We start from the raw sequence: 19,595 nt of genomic DNA, 5'->3' as shown, positions 1-19,595 counted from the left end.
GTTTGGACCAAGTCACGGATTTATTGAGATTCATTCTCAAAAACGCGATGGGTCGTTCCACAGAGGCGACGGGTTGATCGAGATTAGAGCATGGTGATCATAGCAAAGGATGATATGCCGGATGGCAGATGAAACCCTTGAATATAAACGCAATTTCTTTTTATCATAATGGCCGACATGGTAAGCGGCCGCCCCGCGCCAGCTCGCGCGAACGTTGATGTACCACTTGCCGTCGCTTTCCCTTTGATGCACCTGAACGTCGGTGATGACGCCTGCTACCGGACGCAGAGAGGTCAGCTCGCGTTCAAGGATCAGTTCAAGTTCCATTTCACCCCAAAGTGATTTATACTGATTTCACTGTTTTCTTTGTTTGTGTTCTTGTCCCTAGGGTAAGTGGCAAGTGGGAGGAGGTCCAGTGAGCGGATGCAAATCTGACGCTGTCGCGCGCGATGCCGACCGTCTTGTTCGCCAGCTTGGGGGCAAGTGGCAGGGCGACTATGCGATGTGCCGCTGTCCCGCGCATGCCGATGGCGATCCAAGTCTCTCGGTCCGAGTGGGGACAAGAGCGGTGCTGTTCCATTGCTTTGCCGGCTGCACATCCGACGCGATTATCGATGCTCTGCGCACGATCCCGTCCTTCGCTGGCCGCGATCACGATCCAGGGCGCCGGAGCAGCCAAGGGAAGGGCGACTTCAACAAGCTCGCCCTGTCCCTGTGGCGATTTGCTGACCCTTTTGACGGCAGTCTGGGCGAACGCTATTTGCGCGGCCGGTCCATTGTACCTGATGGCATCACAGCGCGCTACGATCCGCACTGCCAATATGGAGCCGGCAAGGAAAAGCGCTTCGCGCCGGCGCTGCTGGTTCCCGTCGAGGAGGATGCCGGCGTCGTTGCCATCCACCGTACGTTTTTAACAGCAGATGGAAGCGGCAAGGCCGCGATTTCCAGGCCGAAGCGCATGCTCGGTAATCCTGGCGGCGGTGCCGTGCGGTGGGGTGGCATTCCCAGCGATGGCGTGCTGCGGTTGGCGGAAGGCGTTGAAGATGCCGCCAGCGTCATGAACTTGTCTGAACCAGGCACCTTCGTCTGGCCTGTACTCGGCATCGAGCGCTACCAGACCCTTTCCATTCCTGAGAGCATCCACAAAATCATCATCTACAGCCAGCACGGGGCAGAGGCGGAACGGGCCGTTGCACGCGCCACCCCGCATTTGACGGCCAATAATCGAGAGCTGGGCGTCAAGCTACCGCCGCATGAGGGGGACTGGAACGATCTCCTTCAGGAGATTAGGGAGCGATGAAATTGCTGGGCAACTTTCCGCAGCATCAACGTGTGATGATCGCCGTCATGTTCGGCACCGTCTCGGTCTATGCGCTGGCAGCGCAGAAGAACCGGGTGGAACAAATCGCGTCATTGCGGCTCATCAATCCAAAGCCAAGGGTGGTGGATGGTGACACGATCGATGTGAGCGGATCCAGGGTGAGGATAGTTGGGGTAGACGCCCCGGATGAAGATCGACCCGCGCTCAAAGCCGTATCAGCGCTCGCCCTCAAAGCCCTGGTTGCGCGAGATGGTGGTTTGGAATGTGCCCGCAGCCTCTATGATTTCACTGTGGCGGAGGGGGGAGGTTGCGGTAGTCCGGCGACCAGTTTTGGAAGACTGAATCTCTCCTGCCGTTTCAGAGCCAACAACGCCAGCGTCGCGGCGACCATGGTGGCGCAGGGTTATGCGGTGGATTTTCGTCGCTATTCGGGGGGCGCCTATGTCAAGCTGATGCAGGAGGCGGCGCGGCAACGGCTGGGTCTTTGGGGTCAGGACTATGATGCCATGCGCCAACTGGCCGTCACGCGAGCGCAGCTTCCGCGCGGCGGCTGTTCGGGTCGAACATAGACGCTGTCGGCGAGCGGCAGGCCCACCGTTACCGAATGCGGCCTTTATCCCGTGGTGCAGGCGCAGGGCTCTGCGTCTTGCGCGAAACGGCACCGCTTTCCACGCCTTTGCCGATTGGAGAGCCGGTGTCGGGGCCAGAGCTCTCGGACATGCCCTGTTCCAACGCGCGGATGGCACGCTGAACCAGCGCAGGCTGCTGGCTTTTAAGGCGCGTGCCCAAGGCGGCTCCAATTTCGCGCACGCGCTCGAGCGGCGTCTGCTGCGCTGTGACGACGGCGTCGACGTCGCGCTGCCCCAGCTGCTTGAGCAACTGCGTCTGATAGGCCGGGCCGCGGCTGTGTTCGAGATACGTCAGCTCGCCCCTGGCATATGTGATCTGGCTCTCTGGAGCGCCTTCCTTCAAGAGCTTGTCGATGCGGCCTGCCGCCTCCGCGCGAGCCGAAGGCAGATAATTTTCCAGTTCCTGCCCAACTTTGGTGAGGGACAGGCGGTAACGCTGACCGGTCGGGGGGTCGCGCGGAGGGAGGAAGGCGATGCCCTCCGGCTCGGCGGGTGCCACTACACCCCCGCCACGACAAAGGACCAGCAGGCCGACATCAACGCAGCTTCATCCAGGCGGACAGCGACGCGCCTCGGAAGTTGAGCGCCACTGCGACAGGCGTGGCTGTCCCCCCCGCTTTATATAGGGGCGAATGGACCGACAGGTCCTGGAGGGAGAAGGCACGACTGGCTTGCGGCATGGCTAATTTCCTCGCGAGCGCCCATATCCGAGGCGACGCGCGGTGACAATCTGAGACCTTTGGAACCAAGTTGCATGAGTGTGGAGAGCGCGGCCGAGATGGACCGCGCTCTCCATGGCGCTGCTTATGCCGCGGGCTCGTCACTTTGCTTGTCGGCAGAGCTGCCGAGATGCGCACCGGCGGCCTTCAGCGCTGATTTGAGCGATTTGGACTTTGCAGCGCTTTTGGCCTTGGCGGGTGCCTTTTTGGCGGCCTTTGGCTTCTCCGCCGGAGCGGCGCCTTTTGCGGCAGCGGCTTTCTCGTCCTTTGGCGTTGAGGAAGAGGGGGTGTCCTTCGACTTGTCGCCGAACATCGAGAGTTTTTTGCGCGGTGCCGGCGCGTTTGCGGCCGGGCTTGTTGTTGCTCCCACGATAACGGCGGAGGAAGGATCAGTCTTCACCGCAGCACCTTTGCCGCTCGTCTTCTTGGAGGGGGCCTTCGCAGGCGCTTTCCTCGCCGTGGCCGGCGGGGCATCGGCAGTGACTGTCTCAATAGCGGCTGCGGATGCAGCGTCTGGCGCTGCAGACTTTTTGCCCAGGCCGCTGGCTTCGGCAACCGCCCTGCGCATCTGCGAGTAATTGGGTGCGACCATTGGGTAGGTGGCAGAAAGACTATAGCGTTCCCGATACTCCTTTTCCGTCAGACCATTGGCGGCCAGGTGGCGCTTCAACGTCTTATAGGGCTGTCCGTCGATCAAACTCAGAATATGATCGGGCGAGGAGAGACTTTTGCGCACGGTTACAGCCGGGACGTATTCGGGTTCGGGCGGGGACGCCGGTGCAGCAAGATCCTCTGTCAATGCCGCACGCGTGGCCTTGATCAGTTCGCCAAGACCCTCGCTCGACACCTCGTTTTTCGAAACGAACGCACTCAGCAGCTGCACCGTGAGAGCGGTGATGTCGGAGGAGTTGTTCTCAGCCATTATGATAACCCGTGTTGAAAGAGATACGGGCTTCTAAATCTGTTTGATCCAAAAAGTAAATGTCGTGCTTCGTCTGCACCGTGGCGAAATCTGATTTGATGTCTCCAGCAACGCTTTCCGTGCCGGAAGACACCTCTGTTCCTACCTAATGGATTGCGCATAATTGCCGCTGCTGTCGAAGTTCCCGACGACGACAGCGCGCACTCAAGATTGCGATGAGTTAATTCGCGGGGCGCAACCGCACTGAACAGGTGCGGACAGTTTGAGCCCGTGGCATTGGCCGAGCCAGACGGTTCTGAAGTGTCTCATGTGTCACTTTACCTGCGTTGAAAATGTGACACGCAATCTTGCGATAGGAGAAGGGCCGCTGAATCGTCGTTCGGCGGCCCTTCGCGGCTTAGCCGTTCACCTGATCCTTGAGCGCCTTGCCAGGCGTGAAGGTCAGCTTCTTCGACGCTGCAATCTGGATGGTCGCGCCCGTCGACGGGTTACGGCCTTCGCGGGCCGGGCTGTCCTTCACCTTGAACTTGCCAAAGCCGTTCAGCGATACTTCCTGCCCCCTGGCAGCCGCATCGGCGATCGAGCCGAAGACGGCGTCGACATATTTACGGGCATCGGTCTTGGTGAGGCCATGGTCGGCAGCCAGGGCTTCGGCGAGCTCGGTGTTGTTCATTGGGCATTCTCCCGTTGGTGATGCGCAGGGCATAAACTGGAAAATCCCCTGCCGGAAGGGAGGATTTGCCCCCAAACACAGGGCATAGCCCGGTAAAGTGACACATGGGTTTTATCTGCCGCCAGCGCAGAAAAGGGGATTCACAGCGACTCATGATCTGCTAGATTCCTGATATGTTCTATCAGGCTGACCTTTTTGAGCACCCGCTGCCGGCCGCGCAGAAACAGGCGCGGTCGGCCGCAGCGCCAGCGAGTGCGACGCAGCCGGACTTGGTAGATCGTATTGCGGCCGTTACACGCCGGCCGCGCTACGCGCTCCTCGTGCTGGAATTGATCGCTCGGGAAGCAGGGCCAAATGGAAGCCTCGGACCTTATGTCAGGACTGAGGCGGGAAGGGTGCCCGTTCGCGACTGGATCTGTCAGGCATTGGCCCCGCTTGCGAAGCGTGATTGCCGGCGCATCGCCATGGTCGAGGCCGTGCGCGGCGAGGTGCTGGGCCTGGCGCAGGATGGCGCTGATCCGGCCGAGCTGGAGCGCGCATGCGAGGCGCAGATTCAGGAGCGTATCATTCGTTCCGGCCGGACCAGCGTTAGCCGTGCAGTATCGGATTTGGTCAAGGCCGGCCTATTGCGCCGGCATTATCAGGGCTACCGTGTCGATCATCCCAACCGCGGTGCTGGGCGGGAAGCGGTCTACACAATCACTGCCGAGGTCAGGCGGACGCTGCGGCGACACTGAGCGATACCGCTACATGGCGGCCGAAGAAAGGGTTCGTTGAGGCGGCCCGTTCGCCTCAATCCAGTTGACCGCGATGACCTCCGCGCCCGTCCTGATGCCTTCGACCACTACGTTCGACTGAAGCAGATGACCGACGTTTTTTAGAAGGCCGACCTCCCAAAGCGCGCCATTGCGCGCCTGGACATAGAGGCTGACCGCACCCGCGACGAGGACGCCTTCCAGGCGGAAATATGAACCGATATTCATGCGACGCAGATAGCCTGCCTCTCATGACATCGCCATGACGCATCCCCCGCGCGTGCAAATAAGTAGACGGAGCGAGGCGCGTCGCCTCGTTAGAGGCGATCGAACACCGAACCCATGCGCGGGGAAAATAACCGCTCATAGGTTTTGAGCAGATGCGTGTCGGTCATCGCGGCCACATAGTCGCAGATGATGCGCAGGTCGCCGCTGGCTGCATCAAACTTCAAAAGCTCTTCACGAGGGAGCAGCCGGACGGGATCGGCCTGCATGGCTTCAAAAGCGGCGATGACCATCCCCTGACCCTTGAACTCCAGATGCTGGACGGCGGCGCTGGTGATGACCTCGCGCACGACGAAATTTTGCAGGACGTCGAGGAACTGACGCTCGCCTTCGCGTACCCGGACGCGGTAACGCAGTAATGGCTCGGCAAAGGCGTCCAGTTCGACATATTCAACGGCGGTGAGAAAATGGTGGACCAACCGCCCGATGAAGCGTTTGCGCGAGGCAGCGCCTCCGAACAGACCATCTATCATCTGCGAAAAGACGTCATTGGCGCTCTCGCCCGGATATTTTTCCTTCAGGGCGTCGAGAAAGGTCGGGCAGCGATCCTGCAACGCGGCGGCAAAACTCTCCCGCGTAACGAGGTCAAGGGCGATCGCATCTTCCAGGTCATGGACGCCGTAGGCGATGTCATCAGCCGTATCCATGATGGAGCAATCCAACGATTTATGGATGGACCTGCCATGTTTGCCAGGTTGGGTCGCGAACGCCTGGAATGTTTCGCGGTCCGCCCTGTCCAGCGGCGCCAGGATCCAGTCGACGATGTCCTGCTCGCTATCATGATAGCATTTGGGGGGCTTGCATGCCTTGCCGTCGAGAATCTTGATGGTGGTCGGGCCGGTGACGAGGGCAGGGACGATCCCCGGATTATTCACCCGGCTGAATGCGACGGGATATTTCAGGATGCCAAGCATGGTTCGGCGCGTCAGGTTCGCTCCGGCATGGGAGGAGAAATGCTCCAGTCGCCCCAATATTCTCAGTGTCTGGCCATTCCCCTCGAAGCCGCCGGCATCGCGCATGCAATAGTTCAGCGCGATCTCGCCGCCATGGCCGAAGGGGGGATGGCCAAAATCATGGGTGCAGCCGATCGAATGGATGGTGCCACGGTCGGGCAGGAGTGAGGCGGCGGGATGATCGGGAAAGCTCTTGCTGAGCTGGCGGGCGATGCCGCCTGCAATCTGCGCGACTTCGAGCGAGTGAGTCAGGCGCGTTCGGTAAAAGTCGCTGTCGCCCAGATTCAAAATCTGCGTCTTGCCTTGCAATCGGCGGAACGCGGCCGAGTGGATGACGCGGGAATAATCGACATCCCCGTCATCGCGAGCATCTTCACTTTGTGGATTCCAGCCCTCGCGGCGCGCTGACCAACTCATGGGTGGCGGCAGACCATGCCCGCTCGGGCGCTGGTGATGGTCGTTATCAATGGGATCATGATCTGGTCCGGGTTCTAAGACAGATGGTAGAATAGCGGGGCTTTGAAGCTGCTAACAGTCAGTCTGGAAAAAGCATCGCACCGTAATCCTGAGCGCCATGCAGGACATGAATGATGACGGCCTTGTCCGCTTCCACGCGATAGAAGATCAGATAATTGCCATGCCCGCGACGCCGGACGCCCACCCCTTCGAAGCGTGGGACAAGCGGGAACCTTTCCGGATGGTCGGATAGGCTCAGGCATTTCTCGCGTAGCTCGCGCAAGAAGCTTATCGCCCGGCCAGGGTTGTCCTGTGCAATAAAGTCGCCGATCGTCTCAAGATCCTGCTCGGCCTCGGCCGAAAGATGGACGATCATTTAGAGCCGGCATCCATGGCGCGATATTTGGCTTCAAGGCGATCAAACACTGCTTCCGCGGGCGTAATGTTCCCTGCATCAGCGTCGGCAAGCCCGCGCGCGATCGACGCATCAAGCGCTGCAAGGCGGGTTTCTCGGTCTTGAATCAGGCGCACCCCCTCGCGCAGCACCTCACTTTTCGAGTTGTAACGGCCTGTTGCGACCAACCTGGCCACGAACGTTTCAAGCTGCTGTCCAAGATCCGCGCTGATCATATGGATACCTCCTGATCCAGCCAATAGTATCTTATCAACAGTTGATAAAGCCCTCTTCGATGGCAGCGCATAGCTCCCGCTTTCACGGCCCGGCGAAAAAATACCGCCATGCGAGAGAATCACAGCTCTCTGGCAAACGGAGCATGGCGATCGAGTATGAGGTTCCGAGGAACGAGAAAAGGTGGGAATCATGCGATCCAGCGCACAGCCGGACAGCGGCGTTCCTGACGAGTTGATCTCGAGCAACCAATTATCCTCGGCCTCGGTCGGAGGCCGACGACGATTTGATCGGAGGATCGCGCTGATCCACCTCGCCTTTGCTGATTTCGACGGTATGGGAGTGGGGCATCTCGATGCCCTTACGATCGAAGGCCTCTTTGATGAGCTTGGTCAGTGAAATCCCAATCGTGGGGCTCAGCGTGAAGCTGTGTACACTGTTTTGCCTGAGGTTCGGCTGGCGCTTTCGCGTCACTGATGGCGGAACTGAGGGGCGCGCCTGTTAAGCCTGTTTGGCAGCTTCCGCGTTTCCCTTGCCGAGCGCGTCGGCGATCATCGCTGCCAGGGTTTCTTCAGCGCGTTGGCGTGTGGCCGCATGCTTTGCGGCCAAGTCATGTCGCAGCCATTGAGGGGCGCGATCAAGAACATGCGCGATTATCGCCAATGCTTGTTCATCCATTCCATGGCCTATGGCCGGGCAGGGGCCGCGATGCAATGTGCATATATCTAAGGCCAGCCTGTCTCTCCTGCGGACTGGCCAAACTGTCCAGATTATAGGAAAGTTACATAGTTCTATACGAATCAATTAGAACCATATAAATGAACTAGAATGGATCCACGCCGCAATCCCTTCGCGCCTGGTGCAGGTAGCCGACCCCCCGAACTCGCCGGCCGAGAGGACGTGCTCGAAACCGTCGCCATAGCGCTCGACCGCATCCGCAATAGCCGTCATGCACAAAGCATGATCCTGCTAGGTCTTCGCGGGGTAGGCAAGACAGTGCTGCTCAATGCGATGCGACGGGCCGCCGAGGGCGAAGGCATCGTGAGCGTGCCGATCGAGGCGCCCGAGGGGCAATCACTACCTGCCATGCTGGTCCCGGCGCTCAGAACCGCAATGTTGAAGCTTGATCGCGGACAGGCAGCAATGACATTGGCTAAACGCGGGTTGGGCGCGTTGGCCCGGTTCGTGAAAGCGTTCAAGCTGAGCTATGGCGAACTCGAAGCCTCGCTTGACTTGGGAGAGATAGGGATCGCAGATAACGGTGATCTCGAAGCCGATCTCATCGATCTGATCGATCTGGCTGGGGCCGCAGCAGCTGAGCGTGGGACAGCGCTTGTACTGTTCATTGATGAATTGCAATATGTGGCCGAACGCGAGCTGGCCGCTCTGATCACGGCGCTTCACCGTGCCCGCCAGAACGACCGCCCGATAACACTGGTCGCAGCTGGCCTCCCGCAATTGGCGGGGCAAATGGGGAAAGCCAAATCCTACGCCGAACGGTTGTTCCTCTTCACCAGCATCGGTCCGCTTGGGGCCGATGCGGCGACCTCTGCCATTGTTCATCCGATCGAGGCGGAGGAATGCAGCATCGAGCCGGACGCCGTTGCAAAGATCATCGCCGTGACCCAAGGCTACCCTTATTTCCTGCAGGAATGGGGCAAGCAATGCTGGGATGCTGCCGACGGTTGCCCGATAACTGCTGCCGACGTCGATCTCGCTCATCCTACGGCAATCGCTGCGCTCGACGACAGTTTCTTCCGCGTTCGCTTCGACCGCCTGACACCTTCGGAGAAGCGCTATTTGCGCGGCATGGCGGATTTAGGGGAAGGGCCTTTCGCCTCGACCGCCATCGCCGATCACATCGGCCGCAAACCTTCCAGCTTCGGGCCGGTGCGCGCATCGCTGATCGCAAAGGGCATGATTTTCACACCGGGCTACGGGGAGACTGCCTTCACCGTTCCGATGTTCGGCGCTTTCATGCGCAGGGCTATGCCGGTCAGGGAAATCGCCGTGGGGCAGGATCCTTCATGAAACTCATCCATAACGCCGACTGCGGACGCATCGGCACAATCTCGAAGATCCGACAAAGTTGTTCGACGGCATGGAGATACCCGGTGCGCGCCTGCACATTGGCCGGGTGCATGAGTTGAGGTTCGTGCAGATAGGACGAGTTGATCCGACGCACGACATAAAGGTGCCTCGGCTAATCCACCCGAGTAGCTATTTGTTCCTGCCGGTTAGAGAAGACACTTTCCGTCCCCGATAGAAATGACACTCTTGAGATCAGCAGGGGCTGCGTGGAGCCCTTGGGATAGCGCAGCGCAGACCCTGCTGATGGCGTAACAGTGGTGGGGAAGGGCACGGACCCGCTGCGACGGCAGCGGGCTCGGTCAGAACCGCTTTAGCGCGCCTTCACGAACTCGAGCGTGCCGCGCGCCCGTAACTCCGCCGGGCTGAGCCGGGGACGACGTTTGAGCTTTGCCCCGCCCAACCGGCGTCCGTCGATCTTCACCGGCGCCTCCGGTTCGGGGAACAGATGCGCGGGCTGGTCGCGGCGAGCAGGGGCATAGTTGTTCCGCTGCCGGTGATGCGGCGCGATCGCTTGGATCTCTTTTGCTAGCGCCAGTGCCGCGTCGAGATGCTTGTTATCGACGATGGCAGGTTGATTGATCCGGGGCATCTTGTCGAACAGGCTATAGGGAAGGGAGCGCCCCTCGTGGCGGATCTCGACTGTGCCGTCAGGATATTCACAGACATCCACGCGCTTGCGCACCAGTTCCTTGCTGATCGGGTTCGGCTCCAGAAGGAACAGCACTTTGTTATAGTGCAGCGTCAGCGCGGCCGTGACCGTCCGCTGTTCGCGCCAGACCATGACGGAGTGCAGATCATCCCGCAGTGCCAGAGGGCGGTGTAGATCACGACTGTCTGCGGCCGGACGAGCGAAGCGCGCATTGTGCCCAACCATGTAGCTCGGCAGAAAGACGTTCGCTTCTTCGATCGACGAGATACCTTCCAGGCGCATCGCTTTGATCAGGCGGTCCTGCAATGTGCCGTTCGCCCGCTCGACCCGGCCCTTGGCTTGGGGTGAGTTGGCGCAAATGATCTCGATGTTCAGCGCATCGAGCGCGCGCCCGAAATGCGTCATGCCGTCACCCTTGGCGGTCGCTTTAGCGTTGCGGAAGACTGTGTGCTTGTCGGAATAAAGGGCCACCGGCTTGCCGTGCCGCTCGATATATTCGCGCGTCGCTTCCATGTAGGAAAAGGTGCTTTCGCTCTCGACCATCTTGAGGTGCATCAACTCGCTGGTCGCGTCGTCTATGTAGACGAGCAGCGTGCATCGCGGTCCGCGGTCCTCAAACCAGTCATGATCCGAGCCGTCGATCTGGATCAGCTCGCCACGACACTCCCTGCGGTGGCGCGGTTGATATGGGCGAGACCGGCGAGCTGCGCGATCCTGCCACAGACCAGCCTCAATCATCATCTGCCGCAATGTCTCACAGCCCACCGCGATATCGTGGCGCTCCGCCAGATACTCACGCGCCAGGGTCGGTCCAAAATCCGCATAATGCTCGCGGACCAGTGACAGGATCCGCTCGCGAAAGGCATTGCTGTGACGTCGGTTGCTCGGCCGACCACGTTTGCGCGACACCAGGCCTGAAGCGCCTTCAACTCGGAGACGTTCAAGCAACCGGAAAATCTGCCGGCGCTTCAAGCCCAGCAACATCGCCGCATCCTCAACCCGAAGTTCGCCGCGGTCCACGCGCGACAATGTGTCAAACCGCGAAAGCTCGCCATGGCTCATCGCCACCACCGTCATAAGCGCGTCCTCCCGAACTGCCAGGAGGACCATGCCACCGGACTCTGCTAAGGACGCCCGAGGGTGTCATTTCTATCTAGCAGAGGGGTGTCATTTCTATCCGGCGCTTACACTATTGAAGTACGATAATAAGTATTATGTTAACTTTCGAGCGAGCCATTGGATGTGCAAATGGCAGAAAACTGAACCTCACGGCCTTTGGCTCGCGAAGAACTGCGTGGCCTTCCTAAGAAACAGCCATATCAGGCTCCGGTGTCAGTTCCTGAAGCGAGAAGCCAAAGGCCTTGGCGCGGCGCTGGAGGTTGCCGATCACCCGGCTGCGATACCGCTCTTCATATTGGGTGGCGCCGGGATCATGATACGCCATCCCGAAGCGCAGGCTGTTATAAAAAAGGACAGCGATCTTTCGCGCCGTTGCGGTCACGGCTTTCGCCTTTCCCGCTCGGGCAGATAACCGCCGGTAAAACGCGCCCAGCGCGGTGTCGCTGCGGCCGATCGTGGTTGCAGCCAAGCGCAAAAGTGCCGCCGCGCGGCTCGACGATCGCCGTGTCTTTGATGACAGCAGCTTGCCGCCCGATATCTTGTTACCCGGCGCCAGGCATAGCCAGGACGTAAAATGCTTTGAACTGGGCCAAGCCGAAAGGTCGGTGCCGCACTCGCCGACGAGCTTGAGCGCCAGAGACGGTCCGATTCCATGGATCTGTGTCAGGTCCACGCCCAGCACGCGATAAAGCGCGGACCGGACCTCGAAGTCAGGCGCGTTCACCTGCCGTCTTTTAGTCCGGACTTTGGGGAGGCGGCGGATATCGTGCCCCTTGTCGATTTCGAGCGCCTTGAGCGCGACCTCTAGCTTACGATCGCATTCGAGGATTTTGGTCTGATAAAAGTCGTACAAGGCCAGCGACTGGCAGAGTGCAAAGATGTGCTCATCCCGCCAGTTTCCCGACAAGGCGGCGCAAATGGTCTCCACGGACGCGTGGCAACGGACGTCGCGCATTTCCGCCAGCGTGATGGGCGTGCGTTCGCCGGCCACAATGGCCCTGATGATCCGCATGCCCGTAACCCCGGTGATATCGGAAACGACGTGATGAAGCTGCACGTTCATCTCCATCAGCGCCTTCTGCATGTGCTGGATATGGGACGCTGCATATTCGATCAGACGCTCGCGCTGCCGGAGGTAAGAACGCATGGTCGCCACGCCCGCCTCAGGACGGAAGCTCCCTCGCAATAGCCCATAGCTGTGAAGGCGTTGCAGCCAGGCCGCATCGCTGACATCGGTCTTTCGGCCCGGGACGTTCTTGGCGTATCGGGCGTTGACGAGAATGACGTGAAAGCCGTGCTCCTCCAGCACTTCATAGGCCGGGATCCAGTAAACGCCGGTGGATTCCATCGCCACGCTGGTGACACCACTCGCCTTGAACCAACGGGCCATATCATGCAGCTCGCCGGTGAACGTGCCAAATGCCCGCACGGGATTGTCGTCCGCCTGCGGATTAATGGCCGCCAAGTGCATGGTCGAGCCGATATCGATGGCGGCGGCGCCAGGGTTGACCATGGACAAAGCGTCTGAACCTGGGGATTTTGCTCCTGTCATTCCATGTCCTCCTTCAAAGCGGAGGGTATGGGCTATGCCAACCGTCATCTTCCTAATCGGGATCGCCGCAGCACGGCGTCACCACTCTCAAGTACGCAAATGCCCACGGGCCACGTTTTTTAACGGGGTATCATGCCTCCAATAAGCGAACGGCCGCGACCCTCCTAGCCAACACCATAGCACGGCCCGTTTCTACCCTGCACAGGCGGGCTCAGCCGGGGACCGTTTTTTAGCACTTCCCTCTCCTCCCGGAGCACACGGTTCTCAAGGCGAAGGCGCTCATTCTCACGCGCCAGATCTGCCTGCGGCGCTGCCACCAGGTCAGGTGGCCGATACTGCGACACCCATTTGCCCAGCGTCGACTTCCCTATCCCCAAATCCGATGCAACCCGGTCGCGGGGTAACCCGCTGGTCAGTGCAATCCGCACCGCCTCCTGCTTGAACTCTTCTGTATGCTTGATCATCTCGTCGGTCTCCTGTTGCGAGCTCTAATCGCTCAGGTGACCGGCACAAAACCGTTACAAGTCCAACTCGTGATGATAGGGCATTGGAGATGGAGCGTCAGGCAGACCCAAATAGGCCGCCCAGAGTTCGCCGTGGCCGGCGAGTTCGGCGCCGGTCCCCGAGAGGCGGATCGCACCGTTTTCGATGACATGGGCCGTATCGGCATGGACCAGCGCTAGGCCGGCATTCTGCTCGGCGAGGATCACTGCGACACCTTGATCACGATTGAGCCTGGCGACACCCGCGATGATCTCCTCGGCGGTCTGCGGAGCCAGTCCCATGGTCGGCTCGTCGAGCAACAGAAGCCGCGGTGACCCCACCAGCGCTCGCGCCACCGCCAGCATCTGCTGCTCGCCGCCCGACAGTAGTGCAGCGGGCGTCCGGCGGCGCTCGGCGAGCCGCGGGAACAGCACATACGCGCCATCGATCGCGTCGCGTGTCCGGCGCCGCGACAGGCCCTGAGCGAAGGTCGCGACCCGCAGATTTTCCTCCACAGTCATCGGGAGGAAGCAGCGCCGGCCTTCCAGCACCTGACCGATTCCTCCTGTCGTGAGCATGCTGGGAGAGCGCCCGGCGATGTCTGCGCCGTCGAACAGGACATGGCCGGCGGTTACCCGGCCGCGCTGGAGCGCCACGAGGCCGGAGAGGCTGCGCAGCAAGGTGGTCTTGCCCGCCCCGTTGGCGCCGATCAGCGCGACGAAGGCGCCGGCCGGCACGGCAAGCGAAATGCCGCGCACGGCCTGGACGGTCTCGCCGTAGCAGACCTCCAGGTTCCGCACTTGGATGATCGGCGCGCCGGTCATGCTGGCCTCACGACTCCTTCGCGCAGTTGCGCGGGTTGATGCCCTTCTCGCGGGCATATTTTCGTGCGGACTCCTCGATGATGGGCCGCAGAAACGGACGGTCGGCCTGCACCCAGTCGCTGATGAGGTTCCATTTCGCGCCGTCCCATTGCTGGAAGCGCACGGCGCCGCCGCCTTCATGGTCGGCACAGCTCAGCTTCAGGGGCTGAACAAGCCCGACCGCACCGAGAGCCTGGAGGCGGACCGCGTCGATGTTCAGATGTTCGAAGCCCCAGCGCACTTCCTCGCCGGTAAGCGGTCGGTGGCCGAACTTCTCCTGCGCGACGCGAACCGCTTCCACATTGAGAATGCCGTTCACGACACCGAGATTATAGTAAACGGTACCGAAGCGCTTGGGATCCGCGAGGTTACCCTGCCCCTTCTCAATGACCTCGGCCTTGATCTGCTGGAGAACGGGGAAGTTGGTTCCCGAAGGGTGGGTGGTGATGGCGATATAGCCCTTCGCCGTCGCGCCAGCTGGAACGACGTCTTCTTCCGAATTGCTCCAGATGTTGCCGATGATGCGATCGGTGGGGAAGCCGACCTTTCGCGCGGTCCTGATCGCCACCGGATTCATCACCCCCCAGCCGCGCAGGATCACCCATTCCGGAGCGAACTGCTTGATCTTGAGCCACTGCGACTGCTGCTCGTTGCCGGGATGCGGCACCTCGATCTTCTCGACCGTCACGCCATAGCGACTGGCAAGCCTGTCGATGACCCCGTTGGTCTCCTTGCCATAGGGCGAACCATGGTAGAGCACGGCGATCTTCTTGCCGCGCAGATGATCGAGCCCGCCGCTACGGGTGCCGATGAAATTGAAGATTGCCGAGACTTCGCTGTAGGGGTTGAGTTGCAGCGGAAAGACATAGGGGAAGATGCTGCCGTCGGTGGAATCCGTCCGGCCGTGATTGATCGTGATCAGCGGGATCTTGTCTGACGTCGAACGATCGAGCGTCGCATAGGCGATCCCCACCGACAGCGGGTTGGTCGCCGCCGTCGGCGATCCGTCCGAGCTCTTCTTCAGTCGCTCATAGCATTCAACGCCCTTCTCGACATCATATTCGGTCTCGCATTCCGCCCAGCTGAGCGGAACGCCGTTAACGCCGCCACGCGCATTGACGAGCTGCATATAGTCGATGAAGCCGCCGAAGAACCCGCTGCCGCCAGCGGCATAGGGACCGACGCGATAGCTCTGAAGCGGGAAATATTGCGCCTTGCCCTGCGCCGCGGGCGCCAAGCCCTCCTGGGTGGGCTCCGCTTTCTTGCCGCAGGCCGAAAGGGTCAGCAGCGTGCCGGCGGCGGCCAGCAGCAACAGGGGCTTCGAACGAGAATTATTCATGCAGTTACTCCTGGTTCCCGGACTTCCTGGAACCGATCCAGCGGAACTGGGTACGGAGCGCTCGGTCGACCAATGTTGTCAGACCGTCCGGTTCGACGATGAGAAAGAAAATGATGAGTATTCCGAAGATGACCTTCTGAATGTTCTCGATCAGGGCAGGATCGACTTGCGAACCCGCGAGCACGCCGGCGGCGATACTTAATCCGACCGGCAGAAGAACGATGAAGGCTGCCCCGAGAAAATTACCACGGATACTTCCCAGTCCACCGATGATGACGATGAAGAGGATCTGGAAGGAGCGGTCGAGATCGAATCCGGCCGGCTCCACCGTCCCGAGATAGGTGAAGGCCCAAAGCCCGCCAGCGACACCAAGGATGAAGGAACTCACGGCGAAGGCGAACAGCTTGGCGCGACCGGGCGCGATGCCGATAGCCGCGGCCGCCAAGTCCATGTCGCGCACAGCGATCCACGCCCGGCCCGCCGGCCCGCGCACCAGGTTGGACGCTCCCCAGGTGACAAGTGCGACGATGGTCAGGGTCAGGGCATAGCGGCCCGCAGGGCTATCGAGATCCAACGGCCCAAGCTTTAACGGGGGCGCCGTGACGACACCAGAATCGTTGCCGTTGGAGAACCAGGAATATTGGGACAGAAGCCAGGGGATGAAGAACTGCGCCGCAAGCGTCGAGGCGATCAGATAAAAGCCTTTGACCCGAAGGCTCGGCAAGCCGAACACCAGCCCTGTGCCCGCCGCCACGATGCCGCCCCCCGCCATTGCAAGCGGCATCGGCAGTCCTGGCAAGCGCAGCTGCAGATTGTACGTCGCAAAGGCACCCACCGCCATGAAAGCCGCGGAACCGAGCGAGAGCTGCCCCGCGTAGCCAGTCAGGACATTGAGCCCCAATCCCGCCAACGACAGGATCAGCAGCGGCACCAAGATTGCACTGAACAGGTAATCCGAGCCGATGGCGAAAGGCAGGAGCGCGACGGTGAACAAGGCCAGCAGCCACAAAGGCCAGCGTCGGCCCGTCCTGACGGGTGCGACCTGCGTTGCTGCCGGATCGGAGGGAAGTATCGCCGCCATGCCGGTCAGATCCTCGCGAGGTCGCGCTGGCCGAACAGGCCCGTGGGACGGATCATCAGGAACAGGAGCGCAAGGACATAGGCGAACCAGTTCTCGATCCCGCTACCGATGACTGGTCCGAGGAATATCTCGGCAAGCTTCTCCCCTGCGCCGACCACGATCCCAGCGACGATCACGCCGCCTACGGAGGTGAACCCACCGATGATGAGGACAGGCAGGGCTTTCAGCACGATAAGTGCGAGCGAGAATTGCACGCCCGAACGTGCACCCCAGAGCAGGCCCGCGACCAGCGCCACGAAGCCGGCGAGACTCCAGGCGATAACGGTCACGCGCTCCTGCCGGATACCGATCGAAAGCGCCGCCAGCGGGTCGGCCGCGACGGCGCGCAAGGCAAGGCCAAGACCCGTCCGCCCCGTCAAGAGGGCGAGGCCGACGACCAGAAGCGCCGCAATAGCCGTTGCCGCGAGATCGAAGCTGCTGATCGACAGGCCGAAAAGATCGACTGGTTCATCTGGCAAACCGATGTCGAGCGAATGGACCTGCGTGCCCCACGCGATCTGGGCGACGCCCTCGAAGATATAGCTAAGGCCCAGCGTCGCGAGAAAGAGCGTTATGACAGACCGGTTTGCCAAGGGCCGCAGCACCAGGCGCTCGGTCAGGAAAGCGCTCCCGATCAGCAGGGCAAACGTTACGAGGAAGGCGAGTAGCATCGGCGCGCCCATTTCCACCAGATTGGCAAAGGTGAGCGCGGCGAAGAGGATCATCGTCCCTTGCGCGAAGTTGAAAACGCCCGACGCCCGGTAAATGAGGACGAAACCGATCGCCACGAGCGCATACATCACGCCGGCGAGAGCCCCGCCGACCAGGACATTGAGGAAAAAGCTCATGCCGCTTTCTTCCCGGCGGTGTTCCGCGCGGTGCCAAGATAGGCCGCCATCACTTCGGGCATCGCCGCGACGTCCGCGGGCGGCCCGTCGGCAATCTTGCGCCCGCGATCCAGGACGACGAGCCGATCCGAAAGCCCCATGACGATACCCACATCATGCTCGATCAGGATGATCGTCGTGCCGTGTCGGCGGTTCGCCGCGCGAATGGCCTCAGCCATCTCCGCCTTCTCGGCCGGATTCATGCCCGCCAGCGGCTCGTCGAGCAGCAGGGTAGCCGGTTCCATCGCGAGGGCACGAGCAAGCTCCACTCGTTTCTGCGCGCCGTAAGGCAGCGTTGCGGCACGTTGATCTGCATAAGGGTCGAGACCAAGGAGGGTGAGGATCTCCATCGCCCGTTCGCGGTTGACCCTCTCCTCCTTCCGGGCCGCAGGAAGGCGCAGGAGATAGTGCGGCCAACCCGCACGGATGTGCAGCGTGCGCCCGGCGAGCACGTTATCGAGAACGCTCATCCCCTGGAACAGGCCGAGATTTTGGAACGTCCGCACGACACCGGCACGCGCGGTCCGGTGCGGCGCGAGCCCTCCCGCCGTCCGGCCATCGATCAAGACCTTGCCCTTATCGGGACGGTAGAAGCCGCTCATCACATTGAGAAGCGAGCTCTTCCCGGCCCCGTTCGGCCCGATCAGCCCGACCGTCTCGCCGCGCTCCACCGTCAGGCTCACGTCGCTCAGCACAGAGAGGCCGCCGAAGCACAGATGAATCCCCTCGACCGCGAGCGCCGCGGGAAAATCCACCCGCGCGCGAGCAACGGTTTCGCCTTCGGCCACGGCCAGCTCGGCCATATCCAGTAGCGGTGCCAGAGAGACGTTGCCGAGCATGGCGGTCAGACTGAGGGAGGTCTCGTTGGATGATAGGTGGTCCGTCGTCATCTTGCATGCTCCATTTTGCCCGTCCGGCAGCAACCAAAGGAGGAAGAGCAAGCACCGTGCCATTCGCAAGAATGGCGGAAACAGACGGGTTTTCTCAGTCCGCTTGTCCTGGCGAACATCGAGTTGCCGATAGACTGCTGCCATAGCAGCAGTCTATCGGCAGCGCTCAGAAGGCATAGAGAAGCCGGACGTTGATCCGGTTGGCCTCCTTGAACCCGTTGTTCACGTCGAGATCCCGCCCGTAGGTCAGGATCAGTTGCGTCGGCCCGAAGGGCTTGATCGCCGATCCGACCCAGAATTTCGTTTGGGTCGTCGCCGCACTGATAATGCTGGCCTGGGTCCACTTACCGAAGTCCGCGTGGGAAATGCCCGCTCGCAGGTCGACCGCGCTCGACAGAAAGTAGCGAAGCGAGCTCTGGACCTGATAGCCCACTTTCTGGCTCATCTGGCCGCCGGCATAGTCATTGCCGGTTTTCCCGTAGACGGTGATGTCCGCGCCCGCATCGAGCGCCACGCGCGGAGCAATGCGGACGCTGCCCGCAGCCTGTAGGTTCAGCTTCCACCGATCCTCCCCAACATTGAGCGTCCGCGAGCTTTTATAGTCACCTGTCGGCAGATAGAGATAGGGCGTGATGCCGAAATAGGTGTTGCTCTCCGGCTTGTTCACGAGCCAGATCGGCGCCGCGAGAATGATGTCGCCAAGTCCGCTGGCTTTCCCGAGCGTCGCGCGATCTCCGCGTCCCCGCAATCCAGCGACCGGAACCAGGACCTGCGGGGCGACCGTCACACCACCGATGTCGACGTAGTGAACGACACGAACGATCGTGACATCGCTATTGAGGCGATTGTCGCCCGGCAGCTTTTCGTCATCGATACGCCACTCGTCCCGCTCTGCGTGCTGGAGATAGACGAGCGCCAGCGTGGTGCCGGGCTTGGCCGGATCGTAGTCTCCAGCGTCGAGATCGACCGCGGCAGCCGGCGTACTTGCAAGGAGTGCAGGGGATGCAAGAGCGGCAAGGGATAATATGCGCGCACGGGGAAAACGATCGGCTCTGCGAAATGACGAAAGCGGCATGAATGGCTCCGGCTGAGGGCACAGGAACCTGCCTGCAAGCAGCAGGATCGGCTCCATGCTCATCCAAAGAGCAAAGGGCGTGCCATTCATTGATTCGCCGCCAAATAGCGGGATAGAATGACGCTCCGTCGCCCAATAGTGCGCTTAGAGAAGCACGTTGCTGACAAGCTGTATTTGGTGCAGCAC

At 60.9% G+C, this 19,595-nt stretch carries 23 protein-coding genes and 1 pseudogene; 5 read left to right on the top strand and 19 right to left on the bottom strand.

Going from position 1 to position 19,595, the window contains the following annotated elements; translation table 11 throughout:
- Positions 1–36 precede the first annotated feature (36 nt).
- A complete protein-coding gene (locus ACN9MX_RS22200; RefSeq protein ID WP_426387778.1) occupies positions 37–327 on the bottom strand; it encodes a hypothetical protein in 291 nt (96 codons plus the stop codon).
- Between the two features lie 241 nt (positions 328–568).
- On the opposite strand from ACN9MX_RS22200, the gene ACN9MX_RS22195 reads away from it, so the two are divergent.
- Positions 569–1,300, top strand: a complete 732-nt coding sequence (locus tag ACN9MX_RS22195) for a DUF7146 domain-containing protein (protein WP_426387777.1) — start codon at positions 569–571, stop codon at positions 1,298–1,300.
- Positions 1,297–1,890 carry a thermonuclease family protein gene (locus ACN9MX_RS22190; protein WP_426387776.1) on the top strand — a complete coding sequence of 198 codons (594 nt, stop codon included), beginning with the start codon at positions 1,297–1,299 and terminating at the stop codon, positions 1,888–1,890. Before ACN9MX_RS22195 ends, ACN9MX_RS22190 begins: the two co-directional genes overlap by 4 nt.
- A gap of 28 nt (positions 1,891–1,918) precedes the next feature.
- On the opposite strand, the gene ACN9MX_RS22185 is transcribed toward ACN9MX_RS22190, so the two are convergent.
- The 4 genes from ACN9MX_RS22185 to ACN9MX_RS22170 all read right to left on the bottom strand — a co-directional run bounded on the left by ACN9MX_RS22185 (position 1,919) and on the right by ACN9MX_RS22170 (position 4,264).
- On the bottom strand, positions 1,919–2,449 hold the full coding sequence (locus ACN9MX_RS22185) for a hypothetical protein (protein WP_426387775.1): 531 nt from the start codon (positions 2,447–2,449) through the stop codon (positions 1,919–1,921).
- Between the two features lie 37 nt (positions 2,450–2,486).
- Positions 2,487–2,630, bottom strand: coding sequence for a hypothetical protein (locus ACN9MX_RS22180; RefSeq protein WP_426387774.1), 144 nt, complete (start codon positions 2,628–2,630; stop codon positions 2,487–2,489).
- A gap of 124 nt (positions 2,631–2,754) precedes the next feature.
- Entirely contained in the window at positions 2,755–3,591 is an 837-nt protein-coding gene (locus tag ACN9MX_RS22175) for a MucR family transcriptional regulator (protein WP_426387773.1), read from the bottom strand.
- A 397-nt stretch (positions 3,592–3,988) separates the two neighbouring features.
- Positions 3,989–4,264: an HU family DNA-binding protein gene (locus ACN9MX_RS22170; protein WP_426387772.1), complete on the bottom strand. Its 276-nt coding sequence runs from the start codon at positions 4,262–4,264 to the stop codon at positions 3,989–3,991.
- Between the two features lie 173 nt (positions 4,265–4,437).
- Here ACN9MX_RS22170 and ACN9MX_RS22165 point away from each other — a divergent pair, with 173 nt between their 5' ends.
- Complete coding sequence (locus ACN9MX_RS22165) at positions 4,438–5,001, top strand: hypothetical protein (RefSeq protein ID WP_426387771.1); 564 nt, start codon at positions 4,438–4,440, stop codon at positions 4,999–5,001.
- 9 nt (positions 5,002–5,010) lie between these two features.
- On the opposite strand, the gene ACN9MX_RS22160 is transcribed toward ACN9MX_RS22165, so the two are convergent.
- From ACN9MX_RS22160 to ACN9MX_RS22145, 4 genes are all read right to left on the bottom strand, one after another.
- On the bottom strand, positions 5,011–5,247 hold the full coding sequence (locus ACN9MX_RS22160; protein WP_426387770.1) for a DUF5818 domain-containing protein: 237 nt from the start codon (positions 5,245–5,247) through the stop codon (positions 5,011–5,013).
- A gap of 89 nt (positions 5,248–5,336) precedes the next feature.
- Complete coding sequence (locus ACN9MX_RS22155) at positions 5,337–6,674, bottom strand: anti-phage deoxyguanosine triphosphatase (RefSeq protein WP_426387769.1); 1,338 nt, start codon at positions 6,672–6,674, stop codon at positions 5,337–5,339.
- Between the two features lie 118 nt (positions 6,675–6,792).
- Entirely contained in the window at positions 6,793–7,089 is a 297-nt protein-coding gene (locus ACN9MX_RS22150; RefSeq protein ID WP_426387768.1) for a type II toxin-antitoxin system RelE/ParE family toxin, read from the bottom strand.
- On the bottom strand, positions 7,086–7,343 hold the full coding sequence (locus tag ACN9MX_RS22145) for a type II toxin-antitoxin system ParD family antitoxin (RefSeq protein ID WP_426387767.1): 258 nt from the start codon (positions 7,341–7,343) through the stop codon (positions 7,086–7,088). Before ACN9MX_RS22145 ends, ACN9MX_RS22150 begins: the two co-directional genes overlap by 4 nt.
- Positions 7,344–7,533: 190 nt before the next feature.
- Here ACN9MX_RS22145 and ACN9MX_RS22140 point away from each other — a divergent pair, with 190 nt between their 5' ends.
- Complete coding sequence (locus tag ACN9MX_RS22140; RefSeq protein ID WP_426387766.1) at positions 7,534–7,740, top strand: hypothetical protein; 207 nt, start codon at positions 7,534–7,536, stop codon at positions 7,738–7,740.
- Positions 7,741–7,842: 102 nt separating this feature from the next.
- Here the strand turns inward: ACN9MX_RS22140 and ACN9MX_RS22135 are convergent, their stop codons facing one another.
- Positions 7,843–8,019 (bottom strand): DUF6771 family protein, encoded by a 177-nt coding sequence (locus ACN9MX_RS22135; protein ID WP_426387765.1) that lies wholly within the window; start codon positions 8,017–8,019, stop codon positions 7,843–7,845.
- Between the two features lie 150 nt (positions 8,020–8,169).
- On the opposite strand from ACN9MX_RS22135, the gene ACN9MX_RS22130 reads away from it, so the two are divergent.
- Complete coding sequence (locus tag ACN9MX_RS22130) at positions 8,170–9,372, top strand: ATP-binding protein (RefSeq protein WP_426387764.1); 1,203 nt, start codon at positions 8,170–8,172, stop codon at positions 9,370–9,372.
- Between the two features lie 370 nt (positions 9,373–9,742).
- On the opposite strand, the gene ACN9MX_RS22125 is transcribed toward ACN9MX_RS22130, so the two are convergent.
- From ACN9MX_RS22125 to ACN9MX_RS22085, 9 genes and pseudogenes are all read right to left on the bottom strand, one after another.
- Positions 9,743–11,158 (bottom strand): ISNCY family transposase, encoded by a 1,416-nt coding sequence (locus ACN9MX_RS22125; protein ID WP_426387469.1) that lies wholly within the window; start codon positions 11,156–11,158, stop codon positions 9,743–9,745.
- A gap of 226 nt (positions 11,159–11,384) precedes the next feature.
- On the bottom strand, positions 11,385–12,752 hold the full coding sequence (locus ACN9MX_RS22120; protein WP_363829835.1) for an IS110 family transposase: 1,368 nt from the start codon (positions 12,750–12,752) through the stop codon (positions 11,385–11,387).
- Between the two features lie 221 nt (positions 12,753–12,973).
- A pseudogene (locus ACN9MX_RS22115) lies at positions 12,974–13,216 on the bottom strand (transposase); the annotation flags it as partial.
- Between the two features lie 54 nt (positions 13,217–13,270).
- Positions 13,271–14,059 (bottom strand): ABC transporter ATP-binding protein, encoded by a 789-nt coding sequence (locus ACN9MX_RS22110; RefSeq protein WP_426387763.1) that lies wholly within the window; start codon positions 14,057–14,059, stop codon positions 13,271–13,273.
- Positions 14,060–14,066: 7 nt separating this feature from the next.
- Positions 14,067–15,437: an ABC transporter substrate-binding protein gene (locus tag ACN9MX_RS22105; RefSeq protein WP_426387762.1), complete on the bottom strand. Its 1,371-nt coding sequence runs from the start codon at positions 15,435–15,437 to the stop codon at positions 14,067–14,069.
- A gap of 4 nt (positions 15,438–15,441) precedes the next feature.
- A complete protein-coding gene (locus ACN9MX_RS22100) occupies positions 15,442–16,518 on the bottom strand; it encodes a branched-chain amino acid ABC transporter permease (protein WP_426387761.1) in 1,077 nt (358 codons plus the stop codon).
- Positions 16,519–16,523: 5 nt separating this feature from the next.
- On the bottom strand, positions 16,524–17,405 hold the full coding sequence (locus ACN9MX_RS22095; RefSeq protein WP_426387760.1) for a branched-chain amino acid ABC transporter permease: 882 nt from the start codon (positions 17,403–17,405) through the stop codon (positions 16,524–16,526).
- Positions 17,402–18,334, bottom strand: coding sequence for an ABC transporter ATP-binding protein (locus tag ACN9MX_RS22090; protein WP_426387759.1), 933 nt, complete (start codon positions 18,332–18,334; stop codon positions 17,402–17,404). Before ACN9MX_RS22090 ends, ACN9MX_RS22095 begins: the two co-directional genes overlap by 4 nt.
- 166 nt (positions 18,335–18,500) lie before the next feature.
- Entirely contained in the window at positions 18,501–19,409 is a 909-nt protein-coding gene (locus ACN9MX_RS22085) for a transporter (RefSeq protein WP_426387758.1), read from the bottom strand.
- Positions 19,410–19,595: the final 186 nt, after the last annotated feature.

It is taken from the genome of Sphingobium sp. R-21 (assembly GCF_049913335.1).
Taxonomy (GTDB): domain Bacteria; phylum Pseudomonadota; class Alphaproteobacteria; order Sphingomonadales; family Sphingomonadaceae; genus Sphingobium.
The sequence above is the reverse complement of the archived record's forward strand: the minus strand, read 5'-3'. Positions and strand labels throughout refer to the sequence as shown.